19 protein-coding genes are annotated in these 17,647 nt (G+C 73.0%); 10 read left to right on the top strand and 9 right to left on the bottom strand.

What is annotated here, in order from left to right; translation table 11 throughout:
* The first annotated feature begins 20 nt into the window (after positions 1 to 20).
* The 5 genes from ACSU53_RS05045 (at position 21) to ACSU53_RS05025 (ending at position 4,616) form a co-directional block, all read left to right on the top strand.
* On the top strand, positions 21 to 773 hold the full coding sequence (locus tag ACSU53_RS05045) for an SDR family NAD(P)-dependent oxidoreductase (RefSeq protein WP_437024986.1): 753 nt from the start codon (positions 21 to 23) through the stop codon (positions 771 to 773).
* A gap of 70 nt (positions 774 to 843) precedes the next feature.
* The gene (locus tag ACSU53_RS05040) at positions 844 to 1,767 is read left to right on the top strand and encodes a zinc-binding dehydrogenase (protein ID WP_437024984.1); all 924 of its coding nucleotides are present in this window, start codon (positions 844 to 846) and stop codon (positions 1,765 to 1,767) included.
* Positions 1,768 to 1,840: 73 nt separating this feature from the next.
* Complete coding sequence (cysC, locus tag ACSU53_RS05035) at positions 1,841 to 2,422, top strand: adenylyl-sulfate kinase (RefSeq protein WP_437024982.1); 582 nt, start codon at positions 1,841 to 1,843, stop codon at positions 2,420 to 2,422.
* Positions 2,419 to 3,375 (top strand): sulfate adenylyltransferase subunit CysD, encoded by a 957-nt coding sequence (gene cysD / locus ACSU53_RS05030; RefSeq protein WP_437024980.1) that lies wholly within the window; start codon positions 2,419 to 2,421, stop codon positions 3,373 to 3,375. Before cysC ends, cysD begins: the two co-directional genes overlap by 4 nt.
* Positions 3,375 to 4,616, top strand: a complete 1,242-nt coding sequence (locus tag ACSU53_RS05025) for a sulfate adenylyltransferase subunit 1 (protein ID WP_437024978.1) — start codon at positions 3,375 to 3,377, stop codon at positions 4,614 to 4,616. The genes cysD and ACSU53_RS05025 overlap by 1 nt, the downstream gene beginning before the upstream one ends.
* Before the next feature lie 14 nt (positions 4,617 to 4,630).
* On the opposite strand, the gene ACSU53_RS05020 is transcribed toward ACSU53_RS05025, so the two are convergent.
* The 4 genes from ACSU53_RS05020 to ACSU53_RS05005 form a co-directional block, all read right to left on the bottom strand.
* Positions 4,631 to 5,773, bottom strand: a complete 1,143-nt coding sequence (locus ACSU53_RS05020; protein ID WP_437024976.1) for an LLM class flavin-dependent oxidoreductase — start codon at positions 5,771 to 5,773, stop codon at positions 4,631 to 4,633.
* Between the two features lie 15 nt (positions 5,774 to 5,788).
* The gene (locus ACSU53_RS05015; protein ID WP_362094944.1) at positions 5,789 to 6,295 is read right to left on the bottom strand and encodes a flavin reductase family protein; all 507 of its coding nucleotides are present in this window, start codon (positions 6,293 to 6,295) and stop codon (positions 5,789 to 5,791) included.
* A gap of 61 nt (positions 6,296 to 6,356) precedes the next feature.
* On the bottom strand, positions 6,357 to 7,466 hold the full coding sequence (locus tag ACSU53_RS05010; protein WP_437024973.1) for a phosphotransferase family protein: 1,110 nt from the start codon (positions 7,464 to 7,466) through the stop codon (positions 6,357 to 6,359).
* Entirely contained in the window at positions 7,463 to 8,320 is an 858-nt protein-coding gene (locus ACSU53_RS05005) for an AfsR/SARP family transcriptional regulator (protein ID WP_437024971.1), read from the bottom strand. Before ACSU53_RS05005 ends, ACSU53_RS05010 begins: the two co-directional genes overlap by 4 nt.
* Before the next feature lie 309 nt (positions 8,321 to 8,629).
* On the opposite strand from ACSU53_RS05005, the gene ACSU53_RS05000 reads away from it, so the two are divergent.
* Together ACSU53_RS05000 and ACSU53_RS04995 are read left to right on the top strand one after the other, a co-directional pair.
* Positions 8,630 to 8,920 (top strand): antibiotic biosynthesis monooxygenase family protein, encoded by a 291-nt coding sequence (locus ACSU53_RS05000; protein ID WP_234352229.1) that lies wholly within the window; start codon positions 8,630 to 8,632, stop codon positions 8,918 to 8,920.
* A complete protein-coding gene (locus ACSU53_RS04995; protein ID WP_362094937.1) occupies positions 8,913 to 9,821 on the top strand; it encodes an MBL fold metallo-hydrolase in 909 nt (302 codons plus the stop codon). The genes ACSU53_RS05000 and ACSU53_RS04995 overlap by 8 nt, the downstream gene beginning before the upstream one ends.
* 79 nt (positions 9,822 to 9,900) lie before the next feature.
* On the opposite strand, the gene ACSU53_RS04990 is transcribed toward ACSU53_RS04995, so the two are convergent.
* From ACSU53_RS04990 to ACSU53_RS04975, 4 genes are read right to left on the bottom strand one after another with little or no spacing between them, the layout of a single operon-like run.
* Positions 9,901 to 10,377, bottom strand: coding sequence for a nuclear transport factor 2 family protein (locus tag ACSU53_RS04990; protein WP_437024969.1), 477 nt, complete (start codon positions 10,375 to 10,377; stop codon positions 9,901 to 9,903).
* Complete coding sequence (locus ACSU53_RS04985; protein WP_362094932.1) at positions 10,374 to 11,354, bottom strand: aromatase/cyclase; 981 nt, start codon at positions 11,352 to 11,354, stop codon at positions 10,374 to 10,376. The genes ACSU53_RS04990 and ACSU53_RS04985 overlap by 4 nt, the downstream gene beginning before the upstream one ends.
* Before the next feature lie 31 nt (positions 11,355 to 11,385).
* Positions 11,386 to 12,171, bottom strand: a complete 786-nt coding sequence (locus tag ACSU53_RS04980; RefSeq protein ID WP_362094929.1) for an SDR family NAD(P)-dependent oxidoreductase — start codon at positions 12,169 to 12,171, stop codon at positions 11,386 to 11,388.
* A 41-nt stretch (positions 12,172 to 12,212) separates the two neighbouring features.
* The gene (locus ACSU53_RS04975) at positions 12,213 to 13,184 is read right to left on the bottom strand and encodes a quinone oxidoreductase family protein (RefSeq protein ID WP_437024966.1); all 972 of its coding nucleotides are present in this window, start codon (positions 13,182 to 13,184) and stop codon (positions 12,213 to 12,215) included.
* 180 nt (positions 13,185 to 13,364) lie between these two features.
* On the opposite strand from ACSU53_RS04975, the gene ACSU53_RS04970 reads away from it, so the two are divergent.
* The 3 genes from ACSU53_RS04970 to ACSU53_RS04960 are packed head-to-tail and all read left to right on the top strand — an operon-like array spanning position 13,365 to position 16,221.
* Positions 13,365 to 14,645, top strand: coding sequence for a beta-ketoacyl-[acyl-carrier-protein] synthase family protein (locus ACSU53_RS04970; RefSeq protein ID WP_362094924.1), 1,281 nt, complete (start codon positions 13,365 to 13,367; stop codon positions 14,643 to 14,645).
* Entirely contained in the window at positions 14,642 to 15,889 is a 1,248-nt protein-coding gene (locus tag ACSU53_RS04965) for a ketosynthase chain-length factor (RefSeq protein WP_437024963.1), read from the top strand. The genes ACSU53_RS04970 and ACSU53_RS04965 overlap by 4 nt, the downstream gene beginning before the upstream one ends.
* Positions 15,890 to 15,942: 53 nt before the next feature.
* Positions 15,943 to 16,221 carry an acyl carrier protein gene (locus tag ACSU53_RS04960; RefSeq protein WP_362094918.1) on the top strand — a complete coding sequence of 93 codons (279 nt, stop codon included), beginning with the start codon at positions 15,943 to 15,945 and terminating at the stop codon, positions 16,219 to 16,221.
* Between the two features lie 194 nt (positions 16,222 to 16,415).
* Here the strand turns inward: ACSU53_RS04960 and ACSU53_RS04955 are convergent, their stop codons facing one another.
* A complete protein-coding gene (locus ACSU53_RS04955) occupies positions 16,416 to 17,627 on the bottom strand; it encodes a cytochrome P450 (protein ID WP_437024961.1) in 1,212 nt (403 codons plus the stop codon).
* Between the last annotated feature and the right edge of the window lie 20 nt (positions 17,628 to 17,647).

Below are 17,647 nucleotides of genomic sequence, written 5' to 3'. Positions count from 1 at the left end.
ACCTCGCTGAGGAGACAGGCATGAGATTCACCGGACCGCGCCTCGACGGCCGTGTCGCCGTCGTCACCGGCGCCGGCCGCGGCCTCGGGCGGCGCATCGCCGAGGCGTTCACGGCCCAGGGCTGCCGGGTGGTGGCCTCCGCCCGCACCGTCGAGCAGCTGAAGGACTGGGTGGAGGCCCACCCCGGCCGGGCCGCGGCCGTGACCGCCGACGTCCGCGACCCCGAGGCGGTGGACGCCCTCATGCGGACCGCCCGCGAGCGCTTCGGCGGCCTGGACATCGTGGTGGCCAACGCCGGCGTCAGCAGGCCCGGGCCGGCGGCGGCGCTCGCCCCGGAGCACTGGGACGAGGTACTGGGCACCAACATCGGCGGCGTCGTCAACTGCACCCGCGCCGCCGTGCCCCACCTGCGGGACTCACCCGCCGGCCGGATCATCAACCTCTCCTCCGTGCTCGCCTCCCGGCCCGTCGCGGGCGGAGCCGCCTACTGCGCCTCCAAGGCCGCGGTGGAGGCGTACACCAAGGTCTGCGCGCTCGAACTGGCCGGCCACGGCATCACGGCCAACTGCCTCGCCCCCGGCTTCATCGACGAGGGCATGGGCCGTGCACTGCGCGCCAACGAGGACGTGTGGGCGCGCTACCGCGGCAAGCTCGCCGCCGGACGGATGGGAACGGGTGACGAGGTCGCCGGCGCCGCGGTGTTCCTCGCCGGCGGTGACAGCGGCTACGTCAACGGCCACGTCCTCGAAGTCAACGGAGGCCTGTCGTGGTAGCCGGGCCCCTCCCCACGGTCCCGCCCGGCCGTCCCGCGCTATGCCGCCCCGACCGTCAGGAGACCCCCCGATGAAGACACTGATCACCACCGGCGAGGGCCCGTTCGGCCTGCGGCACGCGCAGGCTCCGGACCCGGTACCGGCTCCGGACGAGGCGCTCGTCCGCGTCCGGGCCGTCTCCGTCAACCGCGGCGAACTGGCGCTCGCCGCGGTCTCCCCGGCCGGTACCCGGCTGGGGTGGGACGTCGCCGGTACGGTCGTCGAGGCCGCCGCCGACGGCTCCGGCCCGCCGCCCGGCACCCGGGTCGCCGGCCTCGCCGACGGCGGCGGCTGGGCGGAACATGTCGCCCTGCCGGTGTCCCGGCTGGCGGAGATACCCGGCACCGTCACCGACGAACAGGCCGCCGCCCTGCCCGTGGCCGCGCTCACCGCCTGGTACGGACTGCGCAAGGCGGGCCCTCTGCTCGGCCGCACCGTCCTGGTGACGGGGGCCGGCGGCGGTGTCGGCCGGATGGCGGTGCAGCTGGCCGCGGGGGCCGGCGCGCGGGTCGTCGCGTGGACCGGCTCCCCCGGCCGGGGGCAGGGTCTCGCCGGACTCGGGGCGGAGGTCGTCTCCACCTACGAGCAGGCGGAGGGCGGCGCCTCGGACGTGGTGTTCGACAGCGTCGGCGGAGAGGTGCTGACCCGCGCCTTCGTCACCCTCCGGCCCGGCGGGGCGGCCGTCGTGTACGGGAACACCACCCGCTCCGCACTGGTGCTGCCGGCCGACTGGGGGCGGGCCCGGCCGGGGGTCTGCCTGCACCACCTGTTCCTCTTCGACGAGATCGGACGCCAGGACCCCGCGGCCGACCTGGCGACCCTGCTCCGGCTCTGTGCGGACGGCCGGCTCGATCCGCAGGTCGCTCTCACGTCCTCCTGGGACGACCCGGCCGAGGCGCTGAAACGCCTGGAGGGCCGAGCCGTCAACGGGAAGGTCGTCCTCCTGCTGACCTGACCCCCCGCGTGACCCGAGTGACCCACGAGTCAGCGGCCCGCCCCGAGCGGCGGGCCGCCGAGGAGCTGAAGCCATGGTTGTGACGGCAGACCGTCCCGCCCCCGCCTGCACCTGCCCCCGGACCCGCGGAGCCACGATCTGGCTCACCGGTCTGCCGAGCGCCGGCAAGACGACGATCGCGCGCGAAGTGGCCGGCCGGCTGCGCGGAGAGGGGCACCGGGCCGAGGTGCTCGACGGCGACGAGATCCGGTCCTTCCTCTCGGCGGGACTGGGGTTCGGCCGCGAGGACCGCGACACCCACGTACGGCGGGTCGGCCTGGCCGCCGAGGTCCTGGCCCGCAACGGGGTGAAGGTCCTGGTGCCGGTCATCGCTCCCTACGCCGCCGGCCGTGCCGCCGTGCGTGGACGCCACCGCGCCGTCGGCGTCCCGTTCCTGGAGGTGCACGTCGCCGCCCCGGTGGAGGTGTGCTCCGTACGGGACGTGAAGGGCCTGTACGCCAAGCAGGCCGCCGGCGAACTCACCGGGCTGACCGGCGTGGACGACCCCTACGAGGAGCCTTCGGCGCCCGACCTGCGCATCGAGTCCCACCGCGAGAGCGTGCGGGAGTCCGCGGCGTCGCTCCACGCGCTTCTCGCCGAGAGGCGCCTGCTGTGACCGCCGCCGTCAGCACCGCCGAGCCCGCGTCCGCCGGCACCGTCCCCGCCCGGAACCCGTTCACGCTGTCGCACCTGGACACGCTCGAGTCCGAGGCCGTGCACATCCTGCGTGAGGTGGCGGGGGAGTTCGAGCGGCCGGTGATCCTGTTCTCCGGCGGCAAGGACTCCGCCGTGATGCTGCACCTGGCGCTCAAGGCGTTCGCCCCGGCGCCGGTCCCCTTCCCCCTGCTGCACGTCGACACCGGGCACAACTTCCCCGAGGTCCTCGACTACCGCGACCGCACGGTCGCCCGGCACGGGCTGCGGCTGCACGTCGCGTCCGTGCAGGAGTACATCGACGCCGGAAAGCTGCGGGAGCGACCCGACGGGACGCGCAACCCGCTGCAGACGCTGCCGCTGACCGACGCGATCCGCCGGCACCGGTTCGACGCCGTGTTCGGCGGCGGACGGCGCGACGAGGAGAAGGCCCGCGCGAAGGAGCGGGTGTTCAGTCTGCGGGACGAGTTCTCGCAGTGGGACCCGCGCCACCAGCGCCCCGAGCTGTGGCAGCTCTACAACGGCCGTCACGCGCCGGGCCAGCACGTGCGGGTGTTCCCGCTGTCGAACTGGACGGAGCTGGACGTCTGGCTGTACATCGCCCGGGAGGGCATCGGCCTGCCGGAGATCTACTTCGCCCACGAGCGCGAGGTGTTCGCCCGCGACGGCATGTGGCTGACGGCCGGCGCGTGGGGCGGCCCGCGGGACGACGAACCGGTGGAGAAGCGGACCGTGCGGTACCGGACCGTGGGCGACATGTCCTGCACCGGCGCCGTCGACTCCGGCGCCGACACCATCGAGAAGGTGATCACCGAGATCGCCGCCTCCCGGCTCACCGAGCGCGGCGCCACCCGCGCCGACGACAGGCTCTCCGAGGCCGCGATGGAAGACCGCAAGCGTGAAGGGTACTTCTGATGACTGTCGACACACTGCGTCTCGCGACCGCCGGCTCGGTGGACGACGGCAAGTCCACCCTGGTGGGCCGCCTCCTCCACGACTCCAAGTCGGTCCTCGCCGACCAGCTGGAGGCCGTGGAGCGGGCGTCGGCGAGCCGCGGGCAGGAGGCGCCCGACCTGGCGCTGCTCACCGACGGCCTGCGGGCCGAGCGGGAGCAGGGCATCACCATCGACGTGGCCCACCGCTACTTCGCCACGCCCCGCCGGCGGTTCATCCTCGCCGACACCCCGGGCCACGTGCAGTACACCCGCAACATGGTCACCGGCGCCTCCACCGCCGACCTGGCCGTCGTGCTCGTCGACGCCCGCAAGGGCGTCGTCGAACAGACCCGCCGGCACGCCGCCGTCGCCGCCCTGCTGCGCGTCCCCCACGTCGTCCTCGCCGTCAACAAGATGGACCTCGTCGACTACGCGGAGCACGTGTTCGCCGCCGTCGCCGAGGAGTTCACCGCGTACGCGACCGAACTGGGCGTGCCCGAGGTCACCGCCATCCCGGTCTCGGCCCTCCGGGGCGACAACGTCGTGGAAGCGTCCGCCCGGATGGACTGGTACGGCGGACCCACCGTCCTGGCGCATCTCGAGAACGTCCCCGTGGGAGCCGATCCGTCCCTCGTCCCGGCCCGCCTGCCGGTGCAGTGCGTGATCCGTCCGCGGACGGCCGACCGGCCCGACTACCGGGGCTACGCCGGCCGGATCGCCGCCGGCGTCCTGCGGGTGGGCGACAGGGTCAGCGTGCTGCCCTCCGGCCGGACCACGCGCATCACCGGGATCGACCTGCTCGGCCGGGCCGTGGACACCGCGTGGGCACCCCAGTCCGTGACGGTGCTGCTCGCCGACGACATCGACGTCTCCCGCGGCGACCTGATCGCTCCCGCCGACGCCGCACCGGCCGTCACCCGGCACATCGAGGCCACCGTCTGCCACCTCCACGAACGGCCGCTCGGCCCCGGCGACCGGGTCCTGGTCAAGCATGGCACCCGGACCGTCCACGCCGTGGTCGAGGACCTGCCGCCCGGCACGGGCCGGTCCGGCCGGCCCGGCAGGCCGGACCGGCTCGGCGTCAACGACATCGGCCCGGTGGTGCTGCGCGCCTTCGAGCCGCTGCCGCTGGACCCGTACGCACGCTCCCGTGCCACCGGCGCCTTCCTGCTGATCGACCCGGCCGACGGCGCCACGCTCGCCGCCGGCATGGCCGGCTGAGCCGCGGGTCCGGCTCAGCCGGTGAGCACCGTGCCGGACGCCGACGCCGGGGAGGCGGGGGCGGCCCCGGCGTCCGCGGCCTGCGCGGTGCCCGGCTCCGGTACGGTGAACCCGGGCATCACCTCACGCGCGAACAGCCGCATGGTGCGCGCCGACTCCTCGTACGGCATGTTGCCGGAGATCACCTGGAGGCTGACCGTGCAGTCGCCGTACCACTCCCGGACCTGCCGCAGCTGCGCCCGCACCTGCTCGGGCGAGCCGACCAGCGCCTTGCCCTCGTCGACCTGCTTGTCGAAGTTGGCGCTGTTCACCTTGGCCACGATGCGCTGGTAGCCGTCGTAGTCCCCGCTGCGGGTGTGGGCCCAGGCGGACACCGCCTCCACCATCTTGGCGTTGGTGTACGCCGAGTAGCGGCGGCCGCGTTCCCGGGCGGTGCCCGCGTCCTCGTGCAGGTAGCTGCTGTAGCTGAGGTGGACCTCCCCGGCGTCCGGGTCGTGGCCGGCCTCCGCGCGGGACCGCCGGTACAGATCGATCATCTCCCGGGTGCGCTCGGGCTTGTTGATCGAGGGCACCAGCATCAGCCCGCGGCCGGCCCGGCCGGCGGCCGCGCAGGACTCCGGGGTGATGGACGCGGCGACCAGCACCTTGGGGTACGGGCGCTGCGCCGGGCGCGGCAGGAGGGTGACCGGGCCGAAACGGTGGAAGCGGCCGCTGAAGACGACGTCCTCGCCCGCCCAGAGGCGCTCGCAGGCCTCCACGCCCTCCTCGAACCGCTCCCGGCTCTCGTCCATGGGTATCCCGAACGCGGCGAACTCGTCCGGCAGGAAGCCCCGGGCGAAGCCCACGTCGAGGCGGCCGTGCGAGAGGTTGTCCAGCATCGCCAACTGCCCGGCCAGCTTCACCGGATGGGTGAAGGCGGGGATCACCGCACCCGTGACCAGCCGGATGCGCCGGGTCCGGGCGGCGGCCGCGGCGAGGAAGGTCACCGGGTCGGGACTGTAGCCGCCGTAGTCGAAGAAGTAGTGCTCCACCGTCTTCACGTGATGGAAGCCCAGTTCCTCGGCGAGGACCGCCAGGCGCAGCGCGTCGTCGAAGTGGTCGACCGCGCTCTTGTCGGCGGGCCCGATGGTGGGGAACAGGTTGATTCCGAACTTCATGGCGTCTCCGGGGCCTCAGGGAGTGGTGACGAGTCGGGGCGCGGACGGGGCGTCGTACGCCCGCCGGTAGTACGTCAGGGGGGCGGCGTCCGGTGTGTGACGGCCGTGCTCGATGCTGCCGACGACGATCCAGTGGTCGCCCACGAGGTCGGCGGAGCGCAGCCGGCACTCGGCGACCGCCACGGTGTCCCCGGTCAGGACCGGGGCGTCGCACGCGTGCGGTGAGGGCGTCCACGCCGTCCCGGTGAACTTGTGCGCGTCGGACGACGCGAAGCGGTCGGCCAGGGCACCGCGGCCCGCGGCGAGGAAGTTCACCGCGAAGCCCTGGGAGGCGAGGATGGCGGGCAGGGTGCGGGAACCGCTGTCCGCGCACACCAGCAGCAGGGGCGGGTTCTTCGACACCGCGGTCACCGCGGTGCAGGTGAACCCCTTCGGGCCGTCGGCGCCCGCCGTGGTGATCACGGCGACGGAACTGGAGAGTGCTCCGAAGATCTTCCGGAACTGTTCGGCTTCGACAGGCATGGACGCTCGCCCCCAGTGGTGGCCTGAGATCTGGACAGGGTGACTGGACCCGTTCAGCGTGTCAGGGGCGGCTGGAGCGCAGGTCGAGGGCGGCTGGCCGTGATCCCGAGGAGCCGGTGACCCTGGCCAGCGCACGTTCCAGCTGCGCCTTGGCGTTGGCGTGCAGGACGAGGGGCACACCCGGCGGCATCACGCGCGCCGCCAGCACGACCCGCTCCACCCGGCTGGTGACGAGGGCGAAGCGGAAGCCGGCCAGGATCTCGTAGAACGGCAGGGGGGCGAGGGGGCGGCCGAGGAGTTCACCGTGGCGCAGCGCGGTCTCCTCGTGCCCGGGCAGCCCGGCGAGCCGTTCCGCGCCGATGCCCTCGCTCAGGAACCGGTCCATCCACAGGAACCACCCGAGGTCCACCTCGGCCGGTCCGAATCCGGTCATCTCCCAGTCGAGCAGGGCCGCGGGACGCAGGTCCTGCCCGTAGACGATGTTGCCGAGCCGCGCGTCGCCCCACAGCAGTCCCGGCGGGCCGGGTTCCGCGGGCAGGTGGGCGCGCAGCCAGGCCAGCACCGACGTCAGCAGGGGGTCACCGGCGCAGCCGAAGAACTCCATGTGCCGCGCGTAGTGTTCGAGCTGTCGGCCGGTCGGGGACGGCCCGCCGTCCGGCGGTGCCGCGAGTCGGGGACCGAGCCGCCGGGTGTCGACCCGGTGCACCCGGCTCATCGCCTCCAGCGACGCCCACCACAGGCGCGCCCGGTCCTCGGCCGGCAACTCGGCGATCCAGCCCTGCCGGTGGTACGAGGGGAAGTCCGAAGGGACCCGGCCGGGAATCAGGTCCATGACGAAGAAGGGGCCGCCGAGCAGGCTCCCGGAGGGTTCGCAGTGGTGGACCGCCGGGACCGGGACACCGGTGTCCCGGCCCAGGACGCGCAGCAGTTCGTACTGTTCGGCGATCCGCGGCTCCGGGTAGACCCGGGTGTCCCGCGGCGCCCCCTTCACCACGAACCTCCGCTCGGTGCCGTCGGGTTCCTCGGCCGTCACGAACAGGGTCAGGCCGGCGAAGCCGGTGGCCGTGGGCCGCTCGGCGCCGGTGATGCGCAGGCGGTCGAAGGGAGGCACCCCGGCCAGTGCCCCGACGTACGCGGAGCCCGGCGCGGCGTGCTGTGCCCCGGCGGTCACCGCCGGACCGCTTCCAGGTGCCCCGGGGCCCCGTGCGGGGCGAGGAGGTCCAGGGAGAGGGCCGCGTCACGGGTGGTCTCCACGCTGAGCGCGGGGTGGGCGGCGAGCATCGCCGTCTGCAGGTGGCGCAACCGGGGCGAGGGCTCCAGGCCCAGCTCGTCGTTGAGCTTCTCGCGCAGCGTGTGGTAGACGTCCAGGGCCTGGGCCACCCGGCCCGAGCGGTACAGCGCGAGCATGTACTGGGCGTGCAGGTTCTCGTGCGTGGGGTGGTCGGCCGTCAGCGCGCGCAGCTCGCCGAGCAGCCCGTGGTGCAGGCCGAGGCGCAACTCCGCCTCGGCGCAGCGCTCGAACGTGGTCAGCCTGGTCTCCTCCAGGCCCGCGATCCGCGCCTCCAGGCGCGGCCCGGCCGGCACGTCGACCAGCGTCGGTCCCCGCCACACCGCGAGCGCCGCGCGCAGCGCGGTGGCCAGCCGCTGGTCGTCGCCGGATGCCTGGGCGGCGCGGGCGTCGCTCATGTGCCGCTCGTAGTGGTGCAGATCGAGGCTGCCCGGGGCGACGTCCATCAGGTAACCCTGGTGTCTGGTGACGAGGATCTGCTTGGGCTGTTCGGGAGTCATGACCGAGGGGCAGCCGGCCAGCGCCCGCCGGATGTGCAGCACGTAGGTGTGCAGTGTCTGGACCGCGCTGCGCGGCGCCCGCGTCCCCCACAGCTCCTCGATGCACACCGAGGCCGGTACGGGCGTATTCGCGTTGAGCAGCAGCAGGGCGAGGAGCTGGCGCGTCTTCGGCGCGGACGGAAGATGCGAAACTCCGCCGTCGTTCATGACGACAGGACCGAGAACTCCGAATTCCACGAGGTCTCCTCTGGAAGGTGTTGTCCGGTGCATCCGAGAACGACCGCGACGCTAGCAATCGGCTCGGACGGATGTCCATGGTCGAACTAATGCTTCGGGCAGGGCTTTTTCGCCCACGCCGACCTACCGGCCGGCCGGATTTGTCGCGGCTCTTGATGAAATCCCAGGTGAGGTGAGATGGAGGCGGACTGGCGCATGTGGAATGACCAGATCTTTTCCATGTGTTCTCACCTGGCCTTCCAGTGGCTTCTCCTAGCGTTTCCGGAGTCGGACACCCTCCGGATGGGAGTTACTTCTGTGGTTGTTTTCATGAACCGTCTCACGATGATCGGGGAGCCCTCGGAGTTCGAGAGGATCTACGCGGAGATCGGCAAAATAATGAGCGCCCGCCCGGGCCTCATCCGATTCCGGCTCGTGCGTTCCACCAAGGAGGCGGACGTCTACTTCAACATCGCGGAATGGGAGTCCGAGGAGGCGTTCCAGGACGCCCTCAGGACCCCCGAGTTCCGTGCCCAGTTCGAGCAGCTGCTGCCGATCATCAAGGGTGACCCGCACGTCTGCGAGGTCGTCCAGGAGGGTCTGCCGGCCGTTCATGCCTGACCTCGGCATGGAGCGGGTCGCCGACGGCGTGCACGCGTGGGTCCAGCCCGATGGCGGCTGGTGCCTGAACAACGCGGGTGTCGTCGTCGGCGACCGTTCCGTTCTCCTCGTCGACACGGCGGCCACCCGGGCCCGGGCCGAACGGCTCCGCGACAGCGTGCGCCGGCTGACCCGGCTCCCGGTACGGACCGTCGTCAACACCCACCACCACGGCGACCACACCCACGGGAACCTCGTGTTCTCCGACGGTGCGGTCGTCGTCTCGCATGAGCGGACCCGCGCCGAGATGGCGGAGCGCGGGCTGGCCCTGACCCACGTGTGGCCCGAGGCGGACTGGGGCGACCTCAGCGTCGTCCTGCCGGACCTCACCTACACCGGGTCCCTGTCCGTGCACCTCGGTGCGGGCCGGACCGCCGAGCTGCTGCACCCGGGCGTGGCCCACACCACCAACGACACCGCGGTGTGGCTGCCCGACACCCGGGTGCTGTTCGCCGGCGACCTGCTGATGTCGGACTGCACCCCGTTCGCCCTGATGGGCTCCGTGCGCGGGCTGGTGCGGGCCGTCGGCCGGCTGCGCGCACTGGGGGCCCGCAGCATCGTCTGCGGTCACGGACCGGTGTGCGGGCCGGAGGTGTTCGAGCTGACCGAGGCGTATCTCGCCCGGGTCCTCGACCTCGCCGCGTACGGAGTGCGGCGGGGCAGGGACCCGCTGACCGTCGCCCGCGACGCGGGCTACGGCGAGTTCGCGGAACTCCGCGACCCCGAGCGGCTGGTGGCCAACCTGCACCGGGCCTACGCCGAACTGGAGGGGGCGCCCGAAGGGGCGTACCTCCCCTCGGCACCGGTGTTCCGCGAGATGGTGACGCTCAACGGCGGACGCCCCCTGACCTGCCTCGCCTGAGGCAGGCCGGGGGCGTCCCCCTGGCCACCGCCGCGCCGGAGCACCGTCGCTCCGCCGCCGCGTGTCACCGGGCCGTACGTCACACCGCGCCGTCGTGCTCCACCAGGCGGTGCCGGATCCGCAGCCGGCCGTCCTCCCCGCGGACCAGCAGGTCCTCACCGGGGGCGCTCAGGTGCGGCCGCGGATCGCCGCCGTCGGGGATCTCGAACACCAGGGCGTAGAACCGGCAGCGCCAGGTGCCGGGCTCCTCGCCCTCGTCGACGATCAGCATGCCGAGCCAGTGGCGACGGGTCACCGGGCGCGCCGCGAGCCGCTCCAGACCGGCTCGCATCCGGGCCACGATCTCCTGGCGGCCGCGCCAGGGTTCCGGCTTGACGTTCTGCTCGAAGACACCGTCCCGGGTGAAGGTCTCGGCCCACTCCTCGGCCCGGCCCTCGTCGAGCAGCCGCATCTGCCGGGCGTAGAAGTCCTGGACCTCCACCTGGATCTCCGGCGGCGCCGGCCGCCGGTACCCGGCGGCTCCCGCGGGCGCGTCCGTCCGCGCGGGCGCGCTCACGACGCGTCCACCAGGGCGGCGCGGGACTCGGCGTACGACTTGGCCAGGGCCAGCGTGGCCAGGCTGTTGGTGCCCAGCGCCTTGCGGACGTACGCCTTGGCGTCGGCGAGCGTGCGGTCCGCGCCGAGCACGGCCGTCACCGTCTCGGGCCGGACGGTCACCGTGTGCCGGGACGTCGCGACGACCCCGCCGTCGGTCTCGGTGAACGTCCACCGGCCGGTGTGCGCGGCCAGCATCCGGGGCAGGACCAGCTGCTTGTACACGATGCGGTCCGGCGCGAGGCTCAGCCGGACCGAGCGGGTGGTGTGGACCGAGCCGTCCGGAGCCCGGGTGTCCATCTCCAGGATCTGCACCCCGCCCGGCTGCTCGGTGAAGTCGACGCGGGCCACGTGCGGAAGGCGCTCGGACCAGGCGTCCGCCCGGTCCACGAAGGAGAACAGGTCGGCGACCGAGCCGGCCACCGTGACCGAGTCCTCGAACGAGAAGGTGACGGGCTCGCCGCCGGACACGGCGTTCTCCACGACGTCCTTGAGCCGGGCGAGCTCGGCGGTGCTGTTGTCCTCGACGGCACGCGCGATCCACCGCTGGTGCTCGGGGGAGTCGTCCACGGCACGGTAGTCGTGCGTCAGACGGACGAGCGTGCCACCGTCACCGGAGGGCTCGACGAACCAGTCACCGCCCATCGCCGCCACCGGATGGGCGCTGAGCCGCTGGCGGAAGCCGACCCGGAGGTTCTGCGGATCGAGGGTGCGGCGCGACGTCCAGTCCTTCACCTCGCCGTTGGCCTGCGCCCACAGGTGGATCAGTTCCTCGCTCGTCCCGTCGTCGTGCGCGGTGCTCTCCAGCACCTCCGCGTGCACGGTCGGGGTGAACGCCGCCGGCCACCGGGTCACATCGGCGATCACCGCGTAGACCTCGGACGGCGGCGCGTCGATCAGGACGGTGTGCTCGGTGTGATGCTCCACTGCTGCTGCCATCTGCTGCTTGTCCTCTCTCTCCTCGGCGCGGTCAGTAGTTGCCGAGTCCGCCGCAGACGTTGAGCGCCTGTGCGGTGATGGAGGCCGCGACGTCGCCGGCCAGGTAGCGGACCAGGCCCGCCACCTCCTCCGGCGTGGAGTAACGGCCCATGGGGATCTTGGCGTTGAAGCGTTCCTGCACGTCCTCGACCGTGGTGTCCCAGGCGGCGGCGTACCCCTGCCGGACCCGTTCGGCCATCGGGGTCTCGACATAGCCGGGGCACACGGCGTTCACGGTGATCCCGGTCTTCGCCAGCTCCAGACCCACCGCCTTGGTGAAGCCGACCACCCCGTGCTTCGACGCCGAGTACGGTGCGCCGAGCACCACGCCCTGCTTGCCCCCGGTGGAGGCGATGTTGATGATCCGGCCGCGGCCGCTCTCCCGCATCCCGCCGGTGCCGAGCACCTCGCGGGTCGCCCAGAAGACGCTGTTGAGGTTGGTCGCCATGACGTCGAGCCACAGGTCGTCGGCGATGTCGGCGGTGACGCCGCCGCCGCTGCGCCCGGCGTTGTTGACCAGCACGCCGACGGGGCCGTGGCGTTCGGCGGCGGTACGGACGAAGGCGTGCACCGACGCGGGGTCCCGCACGTCCGCGGCGACGCCGTCCGCGTCGATCCCCTCGTCGAGCAGTGTCTTGACGGTGGCGTCGACGTTCTCCTGGGTCCTGGCGCACAGGAACACCCGGTGGCCGTCCTGGCCGAGGCCGCGTGCGACCGCCAGTCCGATGCCGCTGGTGGCACCGGTGACCAGGGCGAGACGCTGAACCGTTTCGGGCATGATGGTCCTTCCGTTCGAGGTACGGACGTCGGCGGGCCGGGTCACGGCCGGAGCAGGATGCGGCCGAGCTGGGCGCGGTCCTCGATGATCCGGTGGGCCGCGGCGGCCTCGGTGAGCGGCAGTTCGGCGTGCACGTGCACCTTCAGCCGGCCTTCGGTGACATGGCCGATCAGCTCCTGCAGACCGGTCCGGATGTCGTCCGGGCGGTGCTGCCACCACTGGTCGAGGCCGCAGCCCACGACGTGCTTCATCGGGATGAGCCGCATGGCCGGCACCTGGGGCAGGGTGCCGCCGGCGGCGCCGTAGAAGACGAGCCGGCCGAACGGCTTGAGCACGTCCAGGCCGGCGAGCAGGATGTCGCCGCCGACACTGTCGAGGATGACGTCGGCGCCCTCGCCGTCGGTGGCCTTGAGGACGTCGTCGGTCCAGCCCTGCGTGCTGTAGTCCACGACGATGTCGGTGCCGTGCTCCCGCGCGAAGGCGGCCTTCGCGGGCGACCCGACCGTGCCGATCACCCGGCCCGCCCCGTAGTGGCGGACCAGCTGCGTCATCAGGTGCCCGATCGCCCCGGCCGCCGCGTGCACGAGCACGGTGTCGCCGGGCCGGATGCGCGCGGTCTTCAGGACGCACAGGGCGGTCTGCGCGGGGGAGGCCAGGATGCTGGCCTGAGCCGTGTCGATGCCGTCCGGCAGGGGGGCGAGGAACGTGGCGTCCGCCAGGACGAAGTCCGCGTAGGCGCCGCCCATCACCGGTGCCGCCACGCGGTCGCCGACGGCGACGGTGGTGACCTCGGCCCCCACCTGCTCGACCCGTCCGACGACATCACCGTTCGGGGTGGCCGGCAGCGGCGGCGGGAACGGGCCGGTGCCCCGGCGGCGCTGGGTCTCGACGAAGTTCACCCCGATCGCCTCGGACCTGATCAGGACCTGTCCGGGACCGGGGGACGGCACCGGTACCTCCTCGACGGTGAGGACGTCCGGGTTCCCGTAGTCGTGGTAGCGGATCGACCGCATGCTTGGCCTCCCTGGGTGGTCTGCGGGCTTCACCGGACCGTAGGCGGGCCTGCTGGAGGCTCGCTCGCCGTCCCATGGAGGACGGCGGGCGGCGACGACGTGCAGCCTCTCTCCAGTCCGGCTCCATGACCCGGTGCCACCGTCGAAGCACCAACGACGGGTACAACGGGAGGAGTACGGATGACTCGACGAGTCGTCATCACGGGGCTGGGGGTCGTCGCCCCAGGCGGAATCGGCGCCAAGGCGTACTGGGACGTGCTGGCGAACGGCCGTACCGCCACCCGCGCGATCAGCTCCTTCGACGCCTCCCGGTACCGGTCGAGGATCGCCGCCGAGTGCGACTTCCACCCGGAGGAGGCGGGCCTGACCCCGCAGGAGATCCGGCGGATGGACCGCTCCGCCCAGTTCGCGGCCGTCGCCGCGGACGAAGCCGTGGCCGACAGCGGTCTGCTCTTCGCGGAGCTGCCCCCGCACCGCACGGGCGTGTCCATCGGCACCGCGGTCGGCTGCACCACCAGCCTGGAGGAGGAGTACGTCGTCGTCAGCGACGGCGGCCGCCAGACCCTCACCGACCACCGCTACGGCGTGCCCCACCTCTACGACTACCTGGTGCCCAGCTCGGTCGCCGCCGAGGTCGCGTGGCGGGTGGGCGCGGAGGGACCGGTCGGCACCGTCTCCACCGGGTGCACCTCCGGTCTGGACGCCGTCGGTCACGCCGCGGCGCTGATCCGGGAGGGCTCGGCGGACGTCGTGGTGGGCGGCGCCACCGACGCCCCGATCTCGCCCATCACGGTGGCCTGCTTCGACGCGATCCGGGCGACCTCGCCGCGCAACGACGACCCGGCCCACGCCTCTCGCCCGTTCGACCGGAGCCGCAACGGCTTCGTCCTCGGCGAGGGAGCGGCCGTCTTCGTCTTCGAGGAACTGGAGCACGCGATGCGCCGCGGCGCGCACATCCACGCCGAGGTCGCCGGCTTCGCGACCCGCAGCAACGCCTACCACATGACCGGTCTGCGCCCGGACGGCGCCGAACTGGCCCAGGCCGTCACCGCGGCACTCGCCCAGGCCCGGGTCGCACCCGGGGACCTCGACTACGTCAACGCGCACGGATCGGGGACCAAGCAGAACGACCTGCACGAGACGGCCGCCATCAAGGCCAGCCTCGGCGCGCACGCACGGACCACACCGGTCAGCTCGATCAAGTCGATGATCGGCCACTCACTGGGCGCGATCGGTTCCCTGGAGGTGGCCGCCTGTCTGCTGGCCATGCGGCACGGCCTGGTACCGCCCACGGCCAACCTGCACGACCCCGACCCGAGCTGCGACCTGGACCACGTGCCGCTGACCGCGCGGGAGACGCCGGTCCGCTCGGTGCTCAGCACCGGAAGCGGTTTCGGAGGGTTCCAGAGCGCCGTGGTCCTGACCGGCAACGGCACCGAGAAGGGGGGACTCGCCCCGTGAGCGGAACCGCAGGCACGACGGTCGTCACCGGTCTCGGCGTGGTGGCCCCCAACGGCCTGGGCACCGAGGAGTACTGGGCGGCGACCCTGCGCGGCGAGAGCGGCATCCGCCGCCTCACCCGCTTCGACCCCGCTCAGTACCCCTCCCGGCTGGCCGGCGAGATCACCGGCTTCGACCCGGCGGCACACCTGCCCGACCGCCTGCTGCCGCAGACCGACCACATGACCCGGCTCGCCCTGACCGCAGCGGACCTGGCGGTCCTCGACGCGGGGGCGGGCCCCGGGGAACTGCACACCCTGGAGGCGGGCGTGGTCACCGCGAGCGCCTCCGGAGGGTTCGAGTTCGGCCAGCGCGAGCTGGAGAACCTGTGGAGCAAGGGCAACGAGTACGTCAGCGCGTACCAGTCCTTCGCCTGGTTCTACGCCGTCAACACCGGTCAGATCTCCATCCGCAACGGGATGCGCGGGCCGAGCGGGGTGCTCGTCGCCGACCAGGCCGGCGGACTCGACGCGGTGGCGCACGCCCGCAGGCAACTGCGCGGCGGGGCCCGCCTGATGGTCACCGGGGGCGTGGACTCGGCGCTGTGCCCCTGGGGGTGGACCGCGCAGATCGCCACCGGGCTGCTCAGCACCTCGCAGGACCCGGCCCGCGCCTACACCCCCTTCGCCGACACCGCGAACGGCTACGTGGCGGGAGAGGGCGGGGCCATCCTCGTCCTCGAACCGGAGGAGTCGGCGCGCGCCCGGGGAGCACGCCCCTACGGGTCGGTCGCCGGACACGCCGCCACGTTCGATCCACCCCCCGGCAGCTCCCGCGGGCCCGCCCTGCGGGCGGCGATCCTGGGGGCACTCGCCGATGCCGGGTGCACGCCCGGTGACATCGACGTGGTGTACGCCGACGCGGCCGGCCTTCCCGACAAGGACGCCGCCGAGGCCGCGGCGCTGTGCGCGGTCTTCGGACCCCACGGCGTCCCGGTCACGGCGCCCAAGACGATGACCGGGCGGCTGTACTCGGGCGGCGGGCCGCTCGACCTGGCCGCCGCGCTGCTCGGTTTCCGGGACGGCGTGATCCCGCCGACCGTCAACGTGGCCCTGCCCGACCCCGCCCACCGCATCGACCTCGTCACCGGCCGGCCGCGCGCCGTGCCCACCCGCACCGCGCTCGTCCTGGCCCGGGGACACGGCGGCTTCAACTCCGCGATGGTGCTGCGCGCCCCGACCGCCCGCCGCACCCCGTCCCAGTGAACCTCCCTCCGCGCCGGAGGGGCCAGTTGCCACAACTCACCGGAGGAAATGCCATGGCAGTACAGGAGTCCATCACCCTTCAGGCCGTCGTCCGCGCCCTGCGCACCGCAGCGGGGGCGGGGGACGGAGTCGACCTGGACGGGGACATCGCGGACGTGACCTTCAGCGAGCTGGGGTACGACTCGATCGCGGTTCTGGAGACCGTCGGCGCGCTGGAGCGCGAGTACGGGTTCAGCCTGGGGGACGAGGCCGTCCATGAGGCGCAGACGCCGGGTCAGCTGCTCCGGCTCGTGGCCGAGGCCGCGGGAGAGGCCACCGGTCTGGCGGCCTGACCGCGGTGAGGGACGGGGGGCGGCCCGCACGACGTGGTGTCGTGCGGGCCGCCCCTGTTCCGCGCCCCCTGTTCCGCGCCCCGGCCGGGTCACGTGGGCGGGGCACGTGGACGGGTCACCCGGGCGGAGACACACGGAAGCCCGTGGCCCACGGGGGTGTTCCCATGGGCCACGGGCCGGGCGGGGCGGGTGGGTCACCAGGTGACCGGTACCTCGGTGAACCCCTCCACGAGCACTCCGGTGTGACGGGTCAGCTCGTGCGCCGGGACCGTCAGCCGCAGGTCCGGGTAGCGCCGGAGCAGGGTGCCGATCGCCGTCTGGAGCTCCATCCGGGCCAGCGCCGAGCCGGCGCAGAAGTGCGGGCCGGCGCTGAACGACAGGTGCTTGTTGTCGTCGCGCTCCACCCGCAGCGCCTCGGGCTCCTTGAAGACCTCCTCGTCACGGTTGGCGGACTCCAGGGCGAGGAAGACGGCGGAGCCCGCCGGGATCGTCGTCCCGCCCACCTCGATCTCGGCGGAGGTGTACCGGACGGCGGCCAGCTGCGAGAAGAGCACCTGGTAGCGCAGGAGTTCCTCCACCGCCGCCGGCACCAGCGAGGGGTCCCGGCGCACCTTCGCCAGTTCCTCCGGGTGCGCGAGCAGGGTGACGACGGCGGCGGACAGGTGGTTGGCGGTGGACTCGTACCCGCCCATCAGCAGCCCCTGCACCCAGTACAGGAGTTCGTACTCGCTGAGCCGGCTCTCGTCCTCGTCCCGGACCGCGATGAGGGAGCTGATCAGGTCGTCCCCCGGCTGCTCGCGCTTGGCCGCGACCAGACGCTGGATGTAGCCGAACAGTTCACCGCGGTACCGGGCGACCTCCTCCGCGGTGTAGCGGTTGACCGACAGATAGGCGTCGGTCCACAGCCGGAAGTCCTTCTGGTCCTCCGGCGGGACCCCCAGCAGTCCGCACAGGGTGCGGATGCCGAGCGGGAAGGCCAGCGCCTCGGCGAGATCGGCGGTGGGCCCGGCGGCCTCCATCGCGTCGAGCAACTCGTCGACCAGCGCCTGCACATGCGGCCGCATCTTCTCGACCCGGGCGGCGCTCAGGGCCTTGGTGACCAGCCGGCGCATCCGCGGGTGCTCCGGCGGGTCCAGGCTCACGTTCGGATCCTGGAACATCGAGTTGTCCTTGGTGATCCGCGGCAGGTCCTCGCTGGTGCGGTCGCGGTGCAGCCGCGGGTCGGAGAGCAGGACGCGGATGTCCTCGTACCGCGTGACGACCCATCCGGGGTCCCCGCTGGGCAGGGTGACCCGGACGACGGGCCGTTCGCGCAGACCGCGCAGTTCCAGGGGGGCGTCGAGCACCGACGGGCGGTTGCCGAACGGGTAGGCCGGGGGACTCTCGTGCATCGGGCAGGTCGTCAAGGCGGCGTCCTCTCCTCAGG

This window comes from Streptomyces sp. enrichment culture (assembly GCF_964273255.1).
In the GTDB taxonomy this organism is placed as follows: domain Bacteria; phylum Actinomycetota; class Actinomycetes; order Streptomycetales; family Streptomycetaceae; genus Streptomyces.
This window is presented reverse-complemented; position numbering and strand designations above follow the sequence as displayed.